Genomic DNA, 17,604 nt, shown 5'->3' with positions numbered 1-17,604 from the left:
TAAACAACCAGCTATGGCACTTATTAACCCACACATTAATTTCAACGGCAATGCCGAAGAAGCTTTCAATTTTTACAAGTCGGCATTCGGTGGAGCTTTTACATCAATAGTGCGCATGAAAGACATGGCAAGCGACGAATTTCCTGTTGAAGAAAACGACGCAGAAAAAATTATGCACATTGCTTTGCCAATTGGCCCAAATACGCTAATGGGTAATGATGTGCCCACTTACCTTGGGCAGGTAAATGAAAACGAAAATCGATCAAAAATTTCTATTAGCGCAGAAAGCAAAGAAGAAGCTGATAAAATATTCAACATTTTATCAGCTGATGGAACTGTAGAATTTCCGCTGGGCGATAGTCCTTGGGGATCATACTTTGGAATGTTTAGAGATAAATTCGGCATCGAATGGATGATTGAATATGTTGCATAATTGCTTACTCAAACTTATATAAATCGCGTTCTATACGCAAAATTCCAATCCCCGCCAATCTAGACGAGGATTTTTTTTCAAATAATAATTCATTCTCTACAAATAAGAATTGAATTTTAACGAATAATAAACCAGTCCATCTTTTAGCTGCAGCAGTATTATTTTTAAATAAAAATCGATAAAAATGATTGTTACAGCTCAAACCTACACGATAATACTCGTTGCAATTCTTGTCTTGATTTCCTTAAAACCACTTTACACCAAGTTGGTAAAGAAGCAAGGCAAAAAAGACGATTGGATGTTTTTATTAATTATACTCCTATTGCCTATTAATTGGTATACGCCAACTATTTTAACGGTTACAGATTGTAATCAATTTACCAAAGAAGTGCTATTGTTCCCTACAGAAAAAGAGGGAATATCAATGTCGTACGGTAGAAAAAATTATATATTCAACCATTCTAAACAAACCCTTGGGTTCGAATATTTATACTACGGCAGCGATCAAAAAGAAGATGACCACCGTGATTTAGTTATTTTTCCTAACAAAACTGCTACGGTAAACGAGGTTAAAATTGACTATGTTTTTGAAGCACCCGCAAAAAGTGTTTCCACAAAATCAAGCGGAGCTACAAAAACCATGTTGTATTGCCAACAAGACAGTACAGAAGATTCAACACAATAATATTAAACCGAAATCTACCCTTAAAAATCTCATGAAGAACTTAACTTTTATCTATTTAATAGCGTTGGTAACATTTTTTTCTTGCAATACCAAAGATAAGCAACCCGAAATACTCGAAGCAAAGGGAGGCTTTGATCTTGAAAAAGTCGATTTTAAAGAGGACGTTGCTAAGCTTTACGGAAACAATGTAATTCTTAGCGATGGTATGCGTTACGACAGTGCCGAAAACGGGAAACTTACCGATGAATTGCTAAAATATAAGATCAGTAATTCGATGCTGGATGCGATGAAAATTACGGTTCCTCAAAAAGATTTTGGCTATTTATATCAAAGCCATACTTCAGATAGTTTGGCCAAATATAATGGCTATTATTTTAGTAACCTGAATATCCTCACCGACAAAAATAAAAAACCCGTAGCTTATCATGCCGAGGGCGAAATTTACGACCTTAAAGCCAAAAAAGCTTTTCTTGCTAAAATGAAAGAAAAGTATGGAGCTCCAAAATATTCCATTTTTATTTCTCATCATTTTAGTCAATCTTCTTACGAGTGGATCTTAAAAGATCGCACCATCCAATTGGAAACTTCTAAGGGTTTTAGCGCCAACTTTAGCACTGATAGTGATGCAAAATCAGGAGAATACCTTCGCTTTGATTTACTCATTATTGCCAATGATAAAAAAGAGCAAGTTCATAATGCACACATATATGAATTTGACGATAAAGTAATGTACAATGGCAAATATCTTACATTGGAAGAGTTGCAACTTGATAAAAAATCGACATTTAAAGATGTATTTCTGCTAAACTCTACAGATAAAAAATACTTTAACGATCCAACTGGTCAATATGATATTAGCCGGGAAGAGGCCGAATAAATTAAGCACACTATCTACTTAAATTATTTTACCATGGAAAATTCTAATTTTAATATCGAGCCGATCCAACAAGCAGAGATTATCCATCAGCCAAAGCGTAAAAATAAAGCTAAAACCATTATTTGGGTGATTGTAGCCATAATTGTTGTGGCGGGCGCAACCGGTTTTGCTTATTTATATGGTGGCTATAGAATGCGACAAGATATTTATAATGTCGATGGTGATGATACCACTTATCCGGCAGACAGTGTTTTTGTTGATGGTTGGGCATCACCTGAAGATTTCGCCACATGGAGAAATGCTACATTTACCATCCCGCAGTACGATGATATACCAGTTGCTTTTCAACGGGGAATTGTTAAAATCTTTATGGATAATAACTATTTTAGCAAAGAGAACAACGAATTATACTTTTTCACCAAAATTAAAGATCGTGCTTATCGTGTTATTGCTTATGGCGATTTCACCGGTCAAGGGGAAAAAGAAATGGCGTTTTTGCTCGAGAAATCAGATTTTGCAAGTAGCGCTATTTACATCATCCCCCAAAAAGGAAATATATTGTATTGGAAAGCACTAAGTGGAGAATTACCCACCATAAAAAGCTTTAAAAAAGGTGCGCTAATTTTCATGGATAAAATGGAACTTACACCCGCTCCAAGTGATGGAATAATTAAACAAACAAAAAGTTCTAAATATGTGCTCATCTACAATCGGCAAACTAAAACCTTTGATGAATACTATCAATACACCGATGAAGATATAAAAAGTGCAAATGAAGAAACAGACGAGGGAGAATCAGAAGAAGCAGATGAGCCAGATACAACCGCTATTTCGGAGCAATAAAAAGCTGTTATAAATTTCGCGATTTAAGCTCTTCCTGCATCTTTTTAATGTTGCTTAGGTTTGAAATAACAATAGGCAATAAAGAGATTGGAATTACAGTTAAGGGGGTAAATCCTTTTTTGAAATTCAAATACATGCTCAGCGCAAAAAGAAGCACCAACATTACAACAAGAGTATAGGTGGATGCTTTAGCTACCTTTTCGCTTTTCTGTAACTGCTCATTGCTCATTTCCGCAAACTTATTTTCACTCAATTTCAAGGGAGATAATTAATGTATTAATAGGAATTGATTTCTTTTGCTCAAAAATAATAAAGACCAGCGTTTTTGCAATCCTCATTTCCTATTTAAAAAAGCGAATTATAATTAGAGTTCAGCGAATTATAAATCATTAACTGCGTTTATCAATTGGGCATTAATCAATTCTACAATAATGATTAATATAGCATTACAAAAGCCCTCAAATAATTTTGAACGGGTCTTTCAGTTTAAGTTAAACCTAAATATTTTAAAAATGACAGTTACTTACATGATGTTGGCCTTTACTACAATTTACCTGGCCGGAACTTATTTTTATTATAGACACACTGTAAAAAAAGGCACAGAGTTTAGATATAAACCAATCTTCTTACTTATCATTGGTTTGTTGTTTTTATCATCACTTTACGGGAGCGTTACCAACCAGCCATTTAATACCATTGTACCTTTTATTAGGTAGGTCTTAGCATTTGTCTTTATTAATAATTCACTGTTTTAATTTGAAAAGAAAAAAAGCTTTATTTCTTGTCGTTGTATTAGTAATTGGCTGGTACATTTTCATTTGGTGCAAATTCCATTTCTTTAACAAGGCGATTAGCCAGGAAGAAATAAATAAAGAATTTGCAGTTTTAAAAATGGAAGCACCGCTATATGATTCGATTTACATTCGTGGCTACAGCATAAAATATATTAGCAATAAAAAGAATTATAGCGAAAAAGGTGATCAATTTGGCAAGGAGAAACCCTATTTGGTTTTGCTACATGACAGTGATAAAAATGCAGGCTATTTTCTAGATTATTTTAAGAGTAAAGCACTAAATAATAGATTCCATATCATTGCGGTAGATCGGATCGGTTTTGGGAACACAAGCTTCAAGAAATCTGAACAAAAAAATTCCCTGTTTCAGCAAGAAGAAAAAGAGTTCGGTAAAATGGCTGAATATGCATCAGGCACAGCCGTAAAAGAAATTTTAAATGCTGAAGGCCAATACATGGAAGAGGTAAGAATTGTTGCTGATGGCAGTGGAGGCATGGCGGGGTTGCAGGCATATTTATATGAGAGTCTTTCGTTTTCAAAAGTTTTTTTATTCGACCCGGATTTAAGCAGTCGGTTTTTCTTGAGCAAAATTTTTAGTAAAATAATCGTAAGCCCGATACTGGCCTGGAGCTTTCCCAGAGCCTATATAAGCAAACATCAGGATTTGCTACTTGCTGACCAAAATAAGGGAGATAACTTTGAAAAGCTTATCAAAAATGTTCAATTTTCTGAAAACCAAGAGGGTAAGGAAAACGGCTATATGTATCCGAAAGGGTTTAAATCGGTTTTTTTCTTAGGATTGAGCAAAAACGAACAGGAGCGAATTACAAAAATTTCTGGGGAAAAGAACTTCGTTTTTCAAACCAGCGATGCCAACATTTACTCTTCACCAGAAAACGTGCTTAAAACTATACTCACTAACGACATCTACACGCTGCCGTTTAACAGAATAAAATGATGAAAATTTACGCCTTGCTCATTCTGATGATGTTTAGTTTATCTTCTTGCAAATCGCAAATAAATGATCATGCCGAATTGCTTGAGAATTTGAAATACGATCCGAATAAAGAGATGTATCAAATTGCAGGAACGAACCTGTATCCTGTAGAGATTACCATCAACGACTATCCAGCAGGTAGAGGTCTCGCCTTTTTTGGCAATCAAATGTATTACGTTGCGGATATTGGTTTACAGAAGAAAGGCCGCCAAACGGCTAAAGTCACTTTGGATTTAAAGAATTTTAAACCTACAGACATTGATCAGCCTATACTTTTCGTGGCTATTTATTACAGTGGTGATATTTCAATGCCATCAATAAACGATGAAGAAGATGTACTGGTGCACTATGTACTGACTGGAAAAGACGTAACTACCCAGGATATTAAAAATGGTTACATCACCAAAACCTTTTCTTTTGAAGCAAAAGAAGTTCGCACAAGTTTAGATAGCTGGAAAAATTCAAAAAAATTAACGGCCAATGATGCGCTTTTCAATCAGCTATATGAAGCATACGAAGAGCTGCAATCAGATTTAAATGCTTCGGACAAAGGCGATGCCATTGAAAAAATGAAAGTTGCTGAATACGAAACTGCTCAGCTGAGAGGCGCTAAAAAGGAGTGGATTTTAGAGGAGCGGGAAGCTTTATTTTCCAATACCTGGAAGTTGCTGCCAAAAGATAGCTGTAAACTAAAACTTTACGGTGATGGAAAAATTGTAACCCTAGTCAAAAAAGACGGTTCGATCATTTCACCATCAGCAATTTCCTCAAATCCGAGATCTAAGCATGGTAAAACTGTTCAGGTTTTAAATTTATATTTTCATATTCCAAACAATAAAACCGATTTAGAATTAACCCGGTTCGATGCGTATGCGATCACTAATTTTGGGAAGTAAAGGATAAAGTTAAGTATTAATTATTTGTGCTAGTGACAGTGATTGTCTTCCATGTTAATCGCTGGTCGAAACTGTTAAAGAATAAGCAACCAAAGCCTGGCTAAAATGCAGTCGACTGAGCCTGAAATGTTTGAAACAAGAGTATAGAAACTAAGCCAAAAATTTTAAATATTTCTCAAAACTTAAGCTTATTTCTTTAAAAAAATGTAACATTATATCTGTTTACTTGAAATCAATGCTTACTGCTCTACCCGTCATCAAATGAAACAACCTTTTCTTTATTTTTGCCTGGCAATCTTGCTTATTCTTTCATGCAGGCAAAAACCAACTGGTGATAAAAATGAGCAACTTTTAAAGTACAAGGAAGAGATTTCATTACTCTCGGCAAAACAGCCAAATAAAACAAATGCCGATTCTATTGTTCAGGCATGGAAGCAGTACAATAGTAACCCAATTGTACTGGCCGACACCGATTTAAATACCAAAACCAAATACAACCTGGGTAAAATGTTTGCCCGAAAAAATCCCGATAGTTCTAAAATGTTTTTACAGCAAGGCCTTGATTTGGTTGAGCCAGGTAACAAGTTTTTAGAAATTAAAGCTAATCTCTATAACGGGATGGGAAATCTGGCCAATGCAGAACCCTCTGAACACCAGGCCAATTATTATTACAACAAAGCGGCCATGATTGTCCTTTCAGATACGACTTTAACCCTGAAACCGATGGCCAAGGCTATTATTTTACTGGCCGCAGCACAAAGCAACAAAAGTTTACAGCAGTACAGTCTGGCGTTAAAAATGAACTTGGCCGCATTAAAATTAATGCCACAACTGCCTCCAAATATTACCAACCAACAGCGGGTTCTAACTCAGTTAATTTCATTAATTTATACTGCAAACTTTCCCAGAAAGAATGTGGAAACCTACCTCGCAAAACTAGAAAAATTGCAAGCTACGTATCCTGATGATTTTAACCCCAGGTTTTTATATGATAGTAAATTGCTTTATTTCGATAAGGCCAGTAACGTCGATTCTGTTTTAAAATACTCTTTGTTAAATGCAGAAATTGATGAACAAATTTATGGGCAAAACCCAACTGAACCAACCGCAGCGGGCAACATTTACACTACCTATACCAATATTGTAACTAATTATGTAAAGGCTAAAAATTACCCCGATGCAGCACGCTACCTGAAAAAAGCAAACGAAGTGTTTAAGCAAAGTGGCAGGCTATTAGAGTACGAAGATTTGATAAGAGGAGGCGAGGCAAGCTCAAGTTATTATGCTGCAATTGGTCAAAAAGATAAGGCGCTCCAAACCGCGACAGAAGTCATAGCGCTCCAAAAAGAGAATTATGAGATAGAAAACACGCAGGCAGTGGCCGAAATGGGCGCTTTATATCAAATTCAAGCGAAGGATAATTCGATAGAACGATTGAACGAAGACATCAAAATAAATACCTTGAAACTAGAGCGCAATAAATTAACCTTGGTGATTACAGCCCTCATTATTTTGATTTTGCTCATTGTTATCTTCTTATTTTATAGCATTTATAAACAAAGAAAGCTAAAACAGGAAAAAGAAAATGTACAGTTGCAGCAACAGTTACTGCGGACGCAAATGGAACCGCATTTTATTTTCAATACCTTATCTGCATTGCAAAGTTTTATTCGATTGGATGAGAAGGACGAAGCAATTAAATACCTCAACCAATTTAGCAGGTTATTGAGAAGTAGCCTTGAGTTGAGTAGAGAAAAATTGGTTCCATTAAGCCAGGAGATAGAAACGCTAGAGAATTATTTGAGTTTACAGCAAATGCGCTACAATAACATTTTCAATTTCGAGATTAATATCCCGGAAAATGAAGATTTGGAAATGATTATGCTTCCGCCGATGCTCATACAGCCTTTTGTAGAAAATTCGATTTTACATGGCATTAATTTGAACGATAAAGATGGCTTTGTAAATGTGAATTTCTCCATTGCTGACCAAAATTTAACCGTCACCATCACCGATAGCGGTAAAACTATTAGTGAAAACAAACCTCAGAATCATCAATCGCTTTCAGGTATCATTAGCAAGGAAAGATTGCAACTCTTAGGCAAGGAACGCAATCAAAATGCCGGAATTACTCAAAATAAAACAACCACTGGCGGCACAGTTGTATCCTTAAACATTCCGATTAGCCAAAATGAATCTATGGGTAAATATTAATTCTGCAAAACAGCAATAGCATTCATGTTTGTTAGATAATTTCATATCTACTGCGAATAATAATTCAAACCCTACGAATGATAATCATCTGGATATTTAAAGTAATTCCTTTCTATATTTAAGTGGAATACCGTTTATAACCCTTAGATGAAGATAAATCTCCTACTGTTTTTTGCATTTTTTTTATGCGCCTGTAATGGTCAAAAGGTACCGCAAAGCGAATCGGCAAAAAAGTTCGTTGCCAAATTACAGGCCATGAACTTTGATGAGTTAAAACATCAATTAAAAGCAGATACTGCCGAACTTAACCAACTTATCAAAACGGCAACATTCGAAACGCAATTAACTTCACATATCTCACCTGGTCAAAAATCAAAAGCAGAAAAACCTGTAACCGAATTTTCAGTAAACACTGATGCGGACAAAGTTGCGCAGCTATTTAATGATTATTGCAAACAACTATTTTTTAATCAAGATTTTAGCGACGATACCCAAGCGGAATTTGAATTCGAAAGTCGCTACAACTTAACCGAAGATAATCATCTTCTAGAACAAAAAGATAGTCTGTTTAAGCCCTATACTTCAAATATAGCTATAGCAGAAAAAGCATACTATTTTAATGGAAAAAGTATCCCTAAAAAGCAAATTGGCTTGAAACGGGTTGATAGCATCGAAACGGATATCAGCTTAAAAATACCATTGGAATTTGAGAAATTTAAATTTTCAAAATCAGATAAAAATTTCGTTTTTCAAGATGAAAATATTATTGTGGAACGTGTTAAAAGTAACGTCGCCGAGTTAAAAATTCCATCAACATTGTACAGTAATATTATCGGATATCAAGCTTTCAACGCTCAAAATATTCGGATGAATACCAGTGCCTTTAGTTCCAACCCAATCCTTGAAATAAAAACCGGGGTGAAAAACGGTTTAAATGATTTGTTGGATATTTTTACCAAGGCACTTAAAGAGGGTGATGAGAGGAAAGCCAAAGGGGTGCTCAATAATATCAATCAAAATCATTTGGATGCAAGAACCGACATGATTGAATTTAAGAGTTTCGTCACTGGGCTCGCTCAAAACAAAGAGCAAAACCAAGCGATGGGCGATATTGATTTATATAACAAGATTGCAGAAATCGGTCGAAAGGTGATTGAGCCTGCACATCAATTTGTGATTCTTGAATTTCCCGATGACATCAAAACCGTTGAAATATTTGTGGCGACGAAATACCGTGACCTCAAAAATAAAAAGATAATAAAATTCAATAATCATCGTCTCGACAGAAAATTTTTCGACCCTGCAAACCCCAACATCATTTATACAGCTTTTACAGCAGGAGAAGGGCGCAAATATGGCATATCTAATCAAAATGGAGATAAAATAATCGAAGCTCGATATGAACAACTCCAACAGTTAAGCAATACTTATTTTCTAATCGATGAGAAATTATTCTGGCTAAATGTCAATGATAAAAAAATGGTCTCTTTGAAGCAATTTCAAGGTTTTGATCAAACACTGAAACCTGGTTACGATGTTTTTGAAAAAACAGTTGGAGATAGAACAGCCTATGGTGTTGTGCTTAATCGAGGTAAGGTAATTTTGCCTTTTGAATATTCGCGATTTCAAAAGTATGACAAGTTCATCATTGCCCACAAACATAATGGAGAAGATGAACTCTATGACCTTAATCTAAAAAAACTGCCAAATAAAGGCATTAAACAAATTACTGCAATTGATGAGTTTATTGCATCTGATTTAAAATATCCTAAGCTTTTTGTGGCTGAAGATGGAAATAAGAAAAAGGCTTTAGTTAATGAAGATATTCAGATATTAACCCCTTTTAAATACGAATTTATTGATCCTTTTTTTGAAATAAACGGATATTATATAGCCGGAATAAGAACTGCAGATGGCAGTAACTATTTATACGGAATAATTGATAATAATGGTAAAGAAGTGGTGCCATTTATATTTTGTAACATCGATGATGAACCAAATAAAAACAGAAAATTTAGCTTCTGTTTAGAGGATAAACATCAATCGATGGATTTTAAATTATTTTTAAAAAAATATGGACATTAAATTATGCTAAAGATGAAAGCACTACTTTTTATCACCTTGTTAGTTTGTTCTTTTGGTAAGCTTTTCTCACAAGAAAGCCAAGCCGATGATAGTATTTTGCTGCCTAAGGTATTACAGCAATTGGGCCTAAAGACTGAAGATATTAACACGCAATTATATGCAGAGAAAGTTTTACCAAATGCTAAAACACAATCGGCAGTGGTGGTGGCTAAATACCATAAAAATGAACCCGATGGCTATGGCAATTTCTATTCAGAGTATGATGTTTATGTGTTAATTGTTAACAATACAACGGGCAAAATCTTCTATAAATATTTCGAAGAAGAAGCCCTTATATCTGATGCCATTCGGCTAACGAGCATCAATATAGATACAGGAATTTTCACTTTGAACAACGAAACCCGTGCTTTCGGCATTGAGGCATATTATTCGGGCAGCAGCCAACCAAACCCACACCATCATACCGATTTGTCGCTATTTATCAAAAACAATAAGTCGTTAAAAAAAGTGCTTAACAATTTTACTACACAAAAATTTGGTGGGGAGTGGGATATGAAGTGCGTAGGAGAATTTGAGGAAGTGAACTCCACAATTATTATCGACAACAAGAATAAAAGCAAAAACTTTAATGGCTTAATCGTTAAGGATAAGATTACCAAAACCATAGGCAAGGTAGTTAATGACGAATGCGAAGAGAAAAAAACCGTTTCAATTAAGACAAGAAAACTGAAATACAATGGAATGGAATATAAATAGGCTATTTAAAACAGAAGGGAAAATTTAAGAAATGAAACGATTTTTTAAAGGATGCCTCATAGCGGTTGGTGTAATAGCACTATTAGCAGCTATATTTGTTGGTTTAGTTTGGTGGTCTATGCAGCGTAGTAAGGCAAATGCAGAAAGCGATGCCGAAGCGCTATCAAAAGCTTGTGATACGGCTAAATACATCACCGAAAATCCACAACTAACATTCTTAAAATTTACGCCAAAAGAGCTTCAAACCCTACAGTTTCAAATTTTAAGAGATGGGAAAATAAGTAATGATACTTTGGTTGAAACAGCATTTAAAGACAACAAGAATTTAAAGGTCAACATTCCATATAAGAAATTTTTAAAAACCGACACGATCATTTTAACGCTACAAAACCAGCTCAAATACTACATATCTGGTTATGGCCACTACGCCTATCTGCACTATGGAATGTTTGGCTATGTAGGTTCAAGCGATTGCCGTTTTTCAGAAAATTGTGTAATAAACAATGTGGCATCAACTGGAATAATAGAGAAATTTGATGGTTGGTTAGATCCCGAAAAATCAAAGCATATCCGTAGAATTCAACCTGTTGCCGCAGAATATAAAGCCTTCGCTGCCAAGTGTAAAATTAAGTTAAAAGAGGCTGAACAGATCTTCATTAACAATCGAAAAAACGAACATCTTTACTCTATGCTTTCGTACGGAATTGAAGTTGGACCAGAAGCTAGCTATTATATTTTCGGTGAAGAGAGGGAATCAAAAAGAGATCACATTGATATTGTTAAAATTAACACCGAAACAGGCAAGATTAAGAGATATACAAATTATCCGTTCGATAAATGAAAAATCAAATCTCCAAATATCTTCTCATAAGGTTGCTGTTTTTAGCAGTTGGGCTTTGGCTTGTGTATCATTTCGCTTTTTACTTACTGCCAAAAAATATTCAGGAAGATCAGTTTTCTTTTGTTGGTGAATTAGACTTAATCGTTGGTTTGAGCCTTGCATTTACCTTGTTTTTCAGTGCTTTCATTTTTTTCGAATACCTAAAATTTAACAAAAGCCAAAAGGCAAAACTAAAAAAATCTGCTTTGGTGATGCTATTTATCGGAGTCGTGCTTGTTTTGGTATCACTTTTTTTATCTTTTAAATTATGATGAGGCTACTCAAAATTAAAACCATTTTAAAGTTGATATTAATTGCTACTCTAATCGGGATTGTGTTTGTCGTTGCCTCTAGTTATTTAGTGAAGAATAAAACCGAAGATAAAATTTACTCGGACTTAAATGCTATTCCCAAAACGAAAGTGGCCATTATTTTTGGTGCCGGCGTACGCAATAACAAACCTAGTAAGTATTTAAAAGATAGGCTGGATGCCGGCATTTCCTTATACAAAAATAATAAAGTTGATAAAATTTTGCTCTCAGGCGATAATGGCAGAGATGAATATGATGAACTAACGGTGATGAAATTATATTGCTACGAAAATGGCGTTGATACCAATAAAATTTACATCGATTATGCGGGTTTTGATAGCTACTCAACTATGTATCGAGCGAAGCATATTTTTAAGGTGGATACAGCAATTTTAGTTACACAGCAATATCATTTAAATCGTTGCATCTACTTAGGGGAGAAACTCGGTGTGCAATGTTATGGTTTTAGTGCAAACACAGGAATCTATCAAGGCTATAAATATTATGCTTTTAGAGAAAACTTTTCCATTGCCAAAGCCACATTTGATGTGTTGCGCCACCGAAAACCCAAGTATTTAGGACAAATTGTTGATATTAATGGGAAATCTAATTATACAAAAGATAAATGATGAGATATTTAATTTTCGTTTGCTTTATTTGCCTACTTGGATGTAATCCATTTCCAAAAAAAGATGCACATCCTGAAGTGCCGCTGCTTAGTAATCTGTTAAAAGACAAAACGAAGTTTAAGAAAATTGTGGGCATGGATGGATTAAGTGAAATTCTCGTTTTAAAAAGTGATCGCTTGCTTCTCACACCTAACAATAGTAATCTTCCTTTTAAAATAATTGATGTTAACAATAAGTTAGTAATAGAGAAAAAGTTTGATTGGAAACTTCCTTTCTATGTTGATAGAGCAGGAAATTTATATTTTGATAGAGCGAAATATTATTTCCCAGACTATAATAAATCGGAGCCATTTAAAACTGTTGTTGTGCAAGACAGTTTGGATAAAAAATCGGAGGATTTGCAAAACCTAACAGATTCGTTAAGATGGAAAGCCGTTGACAAATACGAAATCAGTTTATTGAAACAGTATGGCTTACACCAATGTGAAAATTCGATTGCAAATACAGCTGGATGCAATGTTTTCAAGATCATCAATAATACATTGGTTGTAAGACAAACAGCGCTTTTTAAAAATGAATTTGAAAAAACTAAAACATCCGTGCCAAAATTTGATGAAGATGTCTTAATCGGCTGGAAAAATGGGAAACTGCCAAGCCCGGATTATTTGGCTTATTACCAATTTGGCGATCTAAAATTCAAATGCGATGATATGACTCACCCCAAAACAGTAGAAATTGCGGGCAAAAAATACCTACACTTACCGAGCGACGGCTTATATCAAATTCTGTAAATTTTCGGAGGCATATCCTGAAAGATGTATACTATCTTAGATTTTAGCCCCATCTGTTTCATTTTCGTGAACATCAATTTGCCAACACATTGAATTTCTTTCCGAAAAACAACTAAAAATCTATTAATCAACACTTTACAAGGGTAAGTTTTTTACAAAAAATTGCTCATCACGCTGTTTTTTGATTAAGCTTTTAGCATTTTGGCACAACCCTTGTAAACCTGCTGTTACATTTTACTAACCGAATTTGTTGTCTACCGCGGCAAATTCAAACTTGAAAAACATAATTATGAAAAAGACAGTTCAAATTTTCAGTATGCTTTTAATAGCATTAACAGTGATGGTTTCGTGTAAAAAGGATACCGATCCGGCAGATAGAGATTTTTTTGTAGGTACCTATAGAGGAACTGTTACCTACAGTAAAGGCGATACACAAATAACCAGCACAGATGGCAAAGTAACCGTTACAAAAGTGGATGATACCTACAGTTTCTTCTTTGGCAACAACATTCCAGATATCACTGGAGTTAAATTCCAGGAGAGCGGAAATACCTACATTAGTGTGGGTACAGGGGTTATTGGGATTACAATAGATGCCAGCACTTTGAAGATCGGCGTGGCCAATTCAAATGGTACCTGGACGGCAAACGCCACCAGATAATTACAGAAAGACATAAATCCTGGTTTCGGCCAGGATTTTTTTTGCCCTTTGTTTTTAGTTAGCTTTACCAAATGAGTGTTGAGTTAAGAAAACATATTGAAGAGATCGTAACCCTTAACGATCAGGAATTTGAAATCATCAACAGCTATTTTAGATCCAAAAGCTTAAAAAAACACCAATATCTAATTCAGGAAGATGAGGCTGTTAAAAACATCTATTTTGTTGTAAAAGGATTGCTCAAAGCAACCTACACCGATATTAATGGAAAAGAATATATCATTCAATTTGCAATGGAAAACTGGTGGATTTCCGACTTCCAGGCCTTTTATAATAACGCACAGTCAATCACCAACGTCAGCTGTTTAGAGAACGTAGAATTACTCTCCATTACCAAAGAAAACCTGGATAATATTTGTAGCGAAAGTCATAAAATGGAGCATTTTTTCAGAGTAAAAAACAGCTCTGGCTATGTCGCTTTACAACAAAGAATTTTATCACTGCTCACCACCAGTCCAAAAGAAAGATTCGAACAATTTACAAAGCAATATCCGCAGCTTTTACAAAGAGTTTCTAAAACCATCATCGCCGCGTATTTGGGTATTTCCCGCGAAACATTAAGCAGACTTTCAGGCAAATTGTGATTCAACGCACATAAAATTTGTGATTCTGGTCCTTTAAAGGGCTTAAGCATTCAGCTAAATTTGTTCTACAATTAAATAATCGATGATGAACAAGAAAGTTTTATTCGTGCTTACGAGCCACGACGAATTAGGAAACACAGGTTTAAAAACAGGTTTTTGGTCAGAAGAATTGGCTGCTCCATATTACGCTTTAACAGATAAAAATGTTGAGGTAGTATTAGCATCGGTAAAAGGAGGCCAACCGCCAATTGATCCGAAAAGCGAAGATCCATCTTTTCAAACTGATACCACCAGAAGGATGGACAAAGACACTGTTCTTTTAGAAAAATTGAAAAATACAAGCCCCTTGGCGGAAGTAAAAATGGAAGATTATGATGCTGTATTTTATCCAGGCGGCCACGGTCCGTTATGGGATTTAGCAGAAAGTGGCGCCTCGCAAAAGTTAATTGTAGACTTTTATGAAGCCAATAAACCTGTTGCATTTGTATGCCATGCACCAGGCGTTTTAAAAGACGTAAAAATAAATGGAGAATATTTGGTGAAAGGGAAAAACGTTACCGGTTTTACCAACACCGAAGAAGAAGCCGTTCAGCTTACCAATGTGGTACCTTTTTTAGTAGAAGATGTGCTTAAAAGAAATGGCGGGCTTTATACAAAAACCGAAGATTGGAACCCTTATGCGGTGTTAGATGGATTGCTGATTACAGGACAAAACCCAGCTTCATCAGAAAAAGTTGCAGAAGAACTACTGAAACTAATCTAATAAAGTTAAACTGCAAGATACAAAAAGTTTCAATGCTCCATGCGTCTTGCAGTTTGCTATTTAAACGATAAAGGCATCATCGTCTTCCTCTTCTTCAGGCACATATTTCTCAATGGCCTGTCCAATTGCGTTAACTTCTTCATCCTCCTCAAAAATTGGAAGTTCAGTTTTATAATCCATTTTTAACCAAATCGATGAGGTATCTTTCTGTATCTGGATATACTCTTTGCCATCTTTAAAAATGGTATATGAATCATTTCCTTCAGGAAAAACAGAATAATTTGTCTTCCCTATTTCTATATCAAACGGTTCTTGCATGGTTGATGTTTTTTCTGCAAAGATAACGGTTTAAAGGATTTTTTATTTAAGATTTGGAAATGAAAGCTTCGGTTTTGATGGCGGCTCGCAGCCCCTCTTTTCCTGCCTGACCGGCTGGCAGGCGCTTCAACAAAAGCAGAAAAAGCTTTTGGTTTCCGCTGCAATCGCCTGCCCGCCGCAGGCTGGGGTTTATAAACTATGGTTAAGCACATAGCCAAAAATAGTACCGCCAACCAAAGCCACCTAAACTCGACTGTAGCGGCAGCCCCCGATTTAAGCATCTTTCTTTCATTTTTTACACTATGCTTGCTTGTTGCACAGGTTTCTATCGGGGCTACAGCAAAAGGCGGGAGAGGTTTAACGAAAAAGCTACTGCAATTGCTTTCCAAAAAAAATCCGCTAACCAAAAAATTACTTCCTATTGTTTAAAAATTGCATCAATTGTACTACTTTACACCAAACAATTACAGAGAGAATAGAAGATGAAGTTAACGTTTTGGGGCGCTGCACAACAAGTTACAGGAAGTATGCACCTGCTCGAGGTTGGGCATTATAAAATACTGATAGATTGCGGTTTAGATTACGAAAAGGAAACTTATCAGGAAGACAACCAACAATTCCCCTTCGATCCCGCTGATATCAATCTGGTTATTTTAACCCATGCTCATATCGATCATTCGGGCAATTTGCCCACTTTAGTACGCCTCGGTTTTGACGGTCAGGTGCTTTGTACACCACCAACAGCAGATTTAGCTTCCATTTTATTGTTTGATTCTGTTGAGCTTTTTTTAAGAAAACAAAGCAGGAAGCCCCGCACCAAAAGGGGCAATTTTAGCGGACCGAAACCTTTGTACCTGCATAAACACGTAATGGATACAATTGACCGTTTTGTAACCATTGCATTTAACAAACCATTTAAAATAAATGGAGATATCAGTTTAACTTTTATTCCCGTTGGCCATTTGTTGGGTGCCGCCGCAGCAGTTTTAACCATAAATGATAACGGGGAAGAGAAAAAAATTGCCTTTTCTGGCGACATTGGTCGAGATAACTATCCTGTTCTGGTAAAGCCCGAGCCCATCCCCGAAGTTGATTATTTTGTTTGCGAATCTACTTATGGCGGCCGCTACCACACGAAAGACCAAACATTGGAAGAGCGGTTGGTGAAGGAAATTGAAGAGGCCTGTATTAAAACCCCTGGGCGATTAATTATCCCTGCCTTTAGCATCGGCAGAACGCAATCGCTGGTTTTTGCCTTGAATCAAATTTTCACAAAAAAACTGTTACCACCTGTGCAAATTTTTGTGGATAGCCCAATGGCAATCCAGGCGACAGATGTTTATCGAAAACACCATAATTTAGTTAACCAGGAGGCCAAAGATTTTTATAAAACCATGGGTGATGAATTTGAATTTGAGCATTTGGCTTATGTTCAAACCATGAAAGAAAGTAAGGATGTTTCCAATTATTTCGATCCCTGCATCATCATTTCGTCGGCTGGGATGTTGGAGGGTGGACGTATTCAAGATCACCTTTATTACAATATTCAGAACTATTATTGTACCATTCTTTTTATTGGCTACTGCGCCAAAGGAACGCTTGGTTATAAACTTTTAAGTGGTGCGCCGATCGTTAGAATTAAAGACCGCGAAATGATGGTTTATGCTACCATCCGCCAAACCGATTTGTTGAGTGGCCACGGAGATCACGATGATTTAGTACGAACAGTAAAGCAAACCGGCCATCCTAAACAGGTTTTTCTGGTGCATGGCGAAGATAAAAGCTTAAAAACACTGGCTGCTACTTTGCTGGAAGATGGTTTTAATGTGGTTGCCCCAGAAAGAGGAGAAGTTTTTGAGATTTAGCTCATTGGTCCAATAGTCATTGGTTCAGCGGACGAATAATTCTAAACATCATGTCGTTGCGAAGCACGAAGCAATCTTAATGCGCTTGCATAAACCCGTTGTTGCAGGATTTCTTCTTGCCCGAGGAAACATGCTGTGTCAGTTTTCAATCGCTTGCAGATTCTT

At 35.9% G+C, this 17,604-nt stretch carries 20 protein-coding genes; 18 read left to right on the top strand and 2 right to left on the bottom strand.

The features are described from left to right. The first annotated feature begins 13 nt into the window (after positions 1 to 13). The 4 genes from ACZZZK_RS13695 to ACZZZK_RS13680 all read left to right on the top strand — a co-directional run bounded on the left by ACZZZK_RS13695 (position 14) and on the right by ACZZZK_RS13680 (position 2,838). The gene (locus tag ACZZZK_RS13695) at positions 14 to 433 is read left to right on the top strand and encodes a VOC family protein (protein WP_463484611.1); all 420 of its coding nucleotides are present in this window, start codon (positions 14 to 16) and stop codon (positions 431 to 433) included. A 184-nt stretch (positions 434 to 617) separates the two neighbouring features. Then, positions 618 to 1,118, top strand: a complete 501-nt coding sequence (locus ACZZZK_RS13690; protein ID WP_463484610.1) for a hypothetical protein — start codon at positions 618 to 620, stop codon at positions 1,116 to 1,118. Between the two features lie 31 nt (positions 1,119 to 1,149). After that, positions 1,150 to 1,995: a hypothetical protein gene (locus tag ACZZZK_RS13685; protein ID WP_463484609.1), complete on the top strand. Its 846-nt coding sequence runs from the start codon at positions 1,150 to 1,152 to the stop codon at positions 1,993 to 1,995. Between the two features lie 33 nt (positions 1,996 to 2,028). Further along, positions 2,029 to 2,838: a hypothetical protein gene (locus ACZZZK_RS13680; protein WP_463484608.1), complete on the top strand. Its 810-nt coding sequence runs from the start codon at positions 2,029 to 2,031 to the stop codon at positions 2,836 to 2,838. A gap of 7 nt (positions 2,839 to 2,845) precedes the next feature. On the opposite strand, the gene ACZZZK_RS13675 is transcribed toward ACZZZK_RS13680, so the two are convergent. Next, on the bottom strand, positions 2,846 to 3,097 hold the full coding sequence (locus ACZZZK_RS13675) for a redox-active disulfide protein 2 (RefSeq protein WP_463484607.1): 252 nt from the start codon (positions 3,095 to 3,097) through the stop codon (positions 2,846 to 2,848). Between the two features lie 253 nt (positions 3,098 to 3,350). Here ACZZZK_RS13675 and ACZZZK_RS13670 point away from each other — a divergent pair, with 253 nt between their 5' ends. The 12 genes from ACZZZK_RS13670 to ACZZZK_RS13615 all read left to right on the top strand — a co-directional run bounded on the left by ACZZZK_RS13670 (position 3,351) and on the right by ACZZZK_RS13615 (position 15,256). Then, positions 3,351 to 3,554, top strand: coding sequence for a hypothetical protein (locus ACZZZK_RS13670; protein WP_463484606.1), 204 nt, complete (start codon positions 3,351 to 3,353; stop codon positions 3,552 to 3,554). Between the two features lie 40 nt (positions 3,555 to 3,594). Further along, entirely contained in the window at positions 3,595 to 4,590 is a 996-nt protein-coding gene (locus ACZZZK_RS13665) for a hypothetical protein (protein WP_463484605.1), read from the top strand. Next, positions 4,587 to 5,525 carry a hypothetical protein gene (locus tag ACZZZK_RS13660; protein WP_463484604.1) on the top strand — a complete coding sequence of 313 codons (939 nt, stop codon included), beginning with the start codon at positions 4,587 to 4,589 and terminating at the stop codon, positions 5,523 to 5,525. The genes ACZZZK_RS13665 and ACZZZK_RS13660 overlap by 4 nt, the downstream gene beginning before the upstream one ends. Positions 5,526 to 5,786: 261 nt before the next feature. After that, positions 5,787 to 7,739 (top strand): sensor histidine kinase, encoded by a 1,953-nt coding sequence (locus ACZZZK_RS13655; protein ID WP_463484603.1) that lies wholly within the window; start codon positions 5,787 to 5,789, stop codon positions 7,737 to 7,739. 147 nt (positions 7,740 to 7,886) lie between these two features. Then, positions 7,887 to 9,824 carry a WG repeat-containing protein gene (locus ACZZZK_RS13650; RefSeq protein ID WP_463484602.1) on the top strand — a complete coding sequence of 646 codons (1,938 nt, stop codon included), beginning with the start codon at positions 7,887 to 7,889 and terminating at the stop codon, positions 9,822 to 9,824. A gap of 12 nt (positions 9,825 to 9,836) precedes the next feature. After that, positions 9,837 to 10,580 carry a PA3715 family protein gene (locus ACZZZK_RS13645; protein WP_463484601.1) on the top strand — a complete coding sequence of 248 codons (744 nt, stop codon included), beginning with the start codon at positions 9,837 to 9,839 and terminating at the stop codon, positions 10,578 to 10,580. A 31-nt stretch (positions 10,581 to 10,611) separates the two neighbouring features. Next, positions 10,612 to 11,421 (top strand): hypothetical protein, encoded by an 810-nt coding sequence (locus ACZZZK_RS13640; protein ID WP_463484600.1) that lies wholly within the window; start codon positions 10,612 to 10,614, stop codon positions 11,419 to 11,421. Positions 11,422 to 11,728: 307 nt separating this feature from the next. Then, on the top strand, positions 11,729 to 12,400 hold the full coding sequence (locus ACZZZK_RS13635) for a SanA/YdcF family protein (protein ID WP_463484599.1): 672 nt from the start codon (positions 11,729 to 11,731) through the stop codon (positions 12,398 to 12,400). After that, the gene (locus tag ACZZZK_RS13630) at positions 12,397 to 13,191 is read left to right on the top strand and encodes a hypothetical protein (RefSeq protein ID WP_463484598.1); all 795 of its coding nucleotides are present in this window, start codon (positions 12,397 to 12,399) and stop codon (positions 13,189 to 13,191) included. Before ACZZZK_RS13635 ends, ACZZZK_RS13630 begins: the two co-directional genes overlap by 4 nt. A gap of 289 nt (positions 13,192 to 13,480) precedes the next feature. Beyond that, positions 13,481 to 13,852, top strand: coding sequence for a hypothetical protein (locus ACZZZK_RS13625; protein ID WP_463484597.1), 372 nt, complete (start codon positions 13,481 to 13,483; stop codon positions 13,850 to 13,852). A gap of 71 nt (positions 13,853 to 13,923) precedes the next feature. Further along, a complete protein-coding gene (locus ACZZZK_RS13620) occupies positions 13,924 to 14,493 on the top strand; it encodes a Crp/Fnr family transcriptional regulator (protein ID WP_463484596.1) in 570 nt (189 codons plus the stop codon). 82 nt (positions 14,494 to 14,575) lie between these two features. Next, on the top strand, positions 14,576 to 15,256 hold the full coding sequence (locus ACZZZK_RS13615; protein WP_463484595.1) for a type 1 glutamine amidotransferase domain-containing protein: 681 nt from the start codon (positions 14,576 to 14,578) through the stop codon (positions 15,254 to 15,256). A gap of 60 nt (positions 15,257 to 15,316) precedes the next feature. Here the strand turns inward: ACZZZK_RS13615 and ACZZZK_RS13610 are convergent, their stop codons facing one another. Further along, positions 15,317 to 15,574, bottom strand: coding sequence for a hypothetical protein (locus tag ACZZZK_RS13610; RefSeq protein ID WP_463484594.1), 258 nt, complete (start codon positions 15,572 to 15,574; stop codon positions 15,317 to 15,319). A gap of 198 nt (positions 15,575 to 15,772) precedes the next feature. On the opposite strand from ACZZZK_RS13610, the gene ACZZZK_RS13605 reads away from it, so the two are divergent. Beyond that, positions 15,773 to 16,003, top strand: coding sequence for a hypothetical protein (locus ACZZZK_RS13605; RefSeq protein ID WP_463484593.1), 231 nt, complete (start codon positions 15,773 to 15,775; stop codon positions 16,001 to 16,003). Positions 16,004 to 16,056: 53 nt separating this feature from the next. Further along, positions 16,057 to 17,439 carry an MBL fold metallo-hydrolase gene (locus tag ACZZZK_RS13600; protein WP_463484592.1) on the top strand — a complete coding sequence of 461 codons (1,383 nt, stop codon included), beginning with the start codon at positions 16,057 to 16,059 and terminating at the stop codon, positions 17,437 to 17,439. Positions 17,440 to 17,604 lie beyond the last annotated feature (165 nt).

It is taken from the genome of Pedobacter sp. AC163, from assembly GCF_979258665.1.
Note: the sequence above shows the minus strand (reverse complement) of the source record. Positions and strands in the feature narration are given on the sequence as shown.

Coding starts and splice junctions, on each gene's coding strand:
- ACZZZK_RS13695 (WP_463484611.1), top strand. CDS start 14: ATGGCACTTATTAACCCACACATTAATTTCAACGGCAATGCCGAAGAA.
- ACZZZK_RS13690 (WP_463484610.1), top strand. CDS start 618: ATGATTGTTACAGCTCAAACCTACACGATAATACTCGTTGCAATTCTT.
- ACZZZK_RS13685 (WP_463484609.1), top strand. CDS start 1,150: ATGAAGAACTTAACTTTTATCTATTTAATAGCGTTGGTAACATTTTTT.
- ACZZZK_RS13680 (WP_463484608.1), top strand. CDS start 2,029: ATGGAAAATTCTAATTTTAATATCGAGCCGATCCAACAAGCAGAGATT.
- ACZZZK_RS13670 (WP_463484606.1), top strand. CDS start 3,351: ATGACAGTTACTTACATGATGTTGGCCTTTACTACAATTTACCTGGCC.
- ACZZZK_RS13660 (WP_463484604.1), top strand. CDS start 4,587: ATGATGAAAATTTACGCCTTGCTCATTCTGATGATGTTTAGTTTATCT.
- ACZZZK_RS13655 (WP_463484603.1), top strand. CDS start 5,787: ATGAAACAACCTTTTCTTTATTTTTGCCTGGCAATCTTGCTTATTCTT.
- ACZZZK_RS13650 (WP_463484602.1), top strand. CDS start 7,887: ATGAAGATAAATCTCCTACTGTTTTTTGCATTTTTTTTATGCGCCTGT.
- ACZZZK_RS13645 (WP_463484601.1), top strand. CDS start 9,837: ATGAAAGCACTACTTTTTATCACCTTGTTAGTTTGTTCTTTTGGTAAG.
- ACZZZK_RS13640 (WP_463484600.1), top strand. CDS start 10,612: ATGAAACGATTTTTTAAAGGATGCCTCATAGCGGTTGGTGTAATAGCA.
- ACZZZK_RS13635 (WP_463484599.1), top strand. CDS start 11,729: ATGATGAGGCTACTCAAAATTAAAACCATTTTAAAGTTGATATTAATT.
- ACZZZK_RS13630 (WP_463484598.1), top strand. CDS start 12,397: ATGATGAGATATTTAATTTTCGTTTGCTTTATTTGCCTACTTGGATGT.
- ACZZZK_RS13625 (WP_463484597.1), top strand. CDS start 13,481: ATGAAAAAGACAGTTCAAATTTTCAGTATGCTTTTAATAGCATTAACA.
- ACZZZK_RS13620 (WP_463484596.1), top strand. CDS start 13,924: ATGAGTGTTGAGTTAAGAAAACATATTGAAGAGATCGTAACCCTTAAC.
- ACZZZK_RS13615 (WP_463484595.1), top strand. CDS start 14,576: ATGATGAACAAGAAAGTTTTATTCGTGCTTACGAGCCACGACGAATTA.
- ACZZZK_RS13610 (WP_463484594.1), bottom strand. CDS start 15,574: ATGCAAGAACCGTTTGATATAGAAATAGGGAAGACAAATTATTCTGTT.
- ACZZZK_RS13605 (WP_463484593.1), top strand. CDS start 15,773: ATGGTTAAGCACATAGCCAAAAATAGTACCGCCAACCAAAGCCACCTA.
- ACZZZK_RS13600 (WP_463484592.1), top strand. CDS start 16,057: ATGAAGTTAACGTTTTGGGGCGCTGCACAACAAGTTACAGGAAGTATG.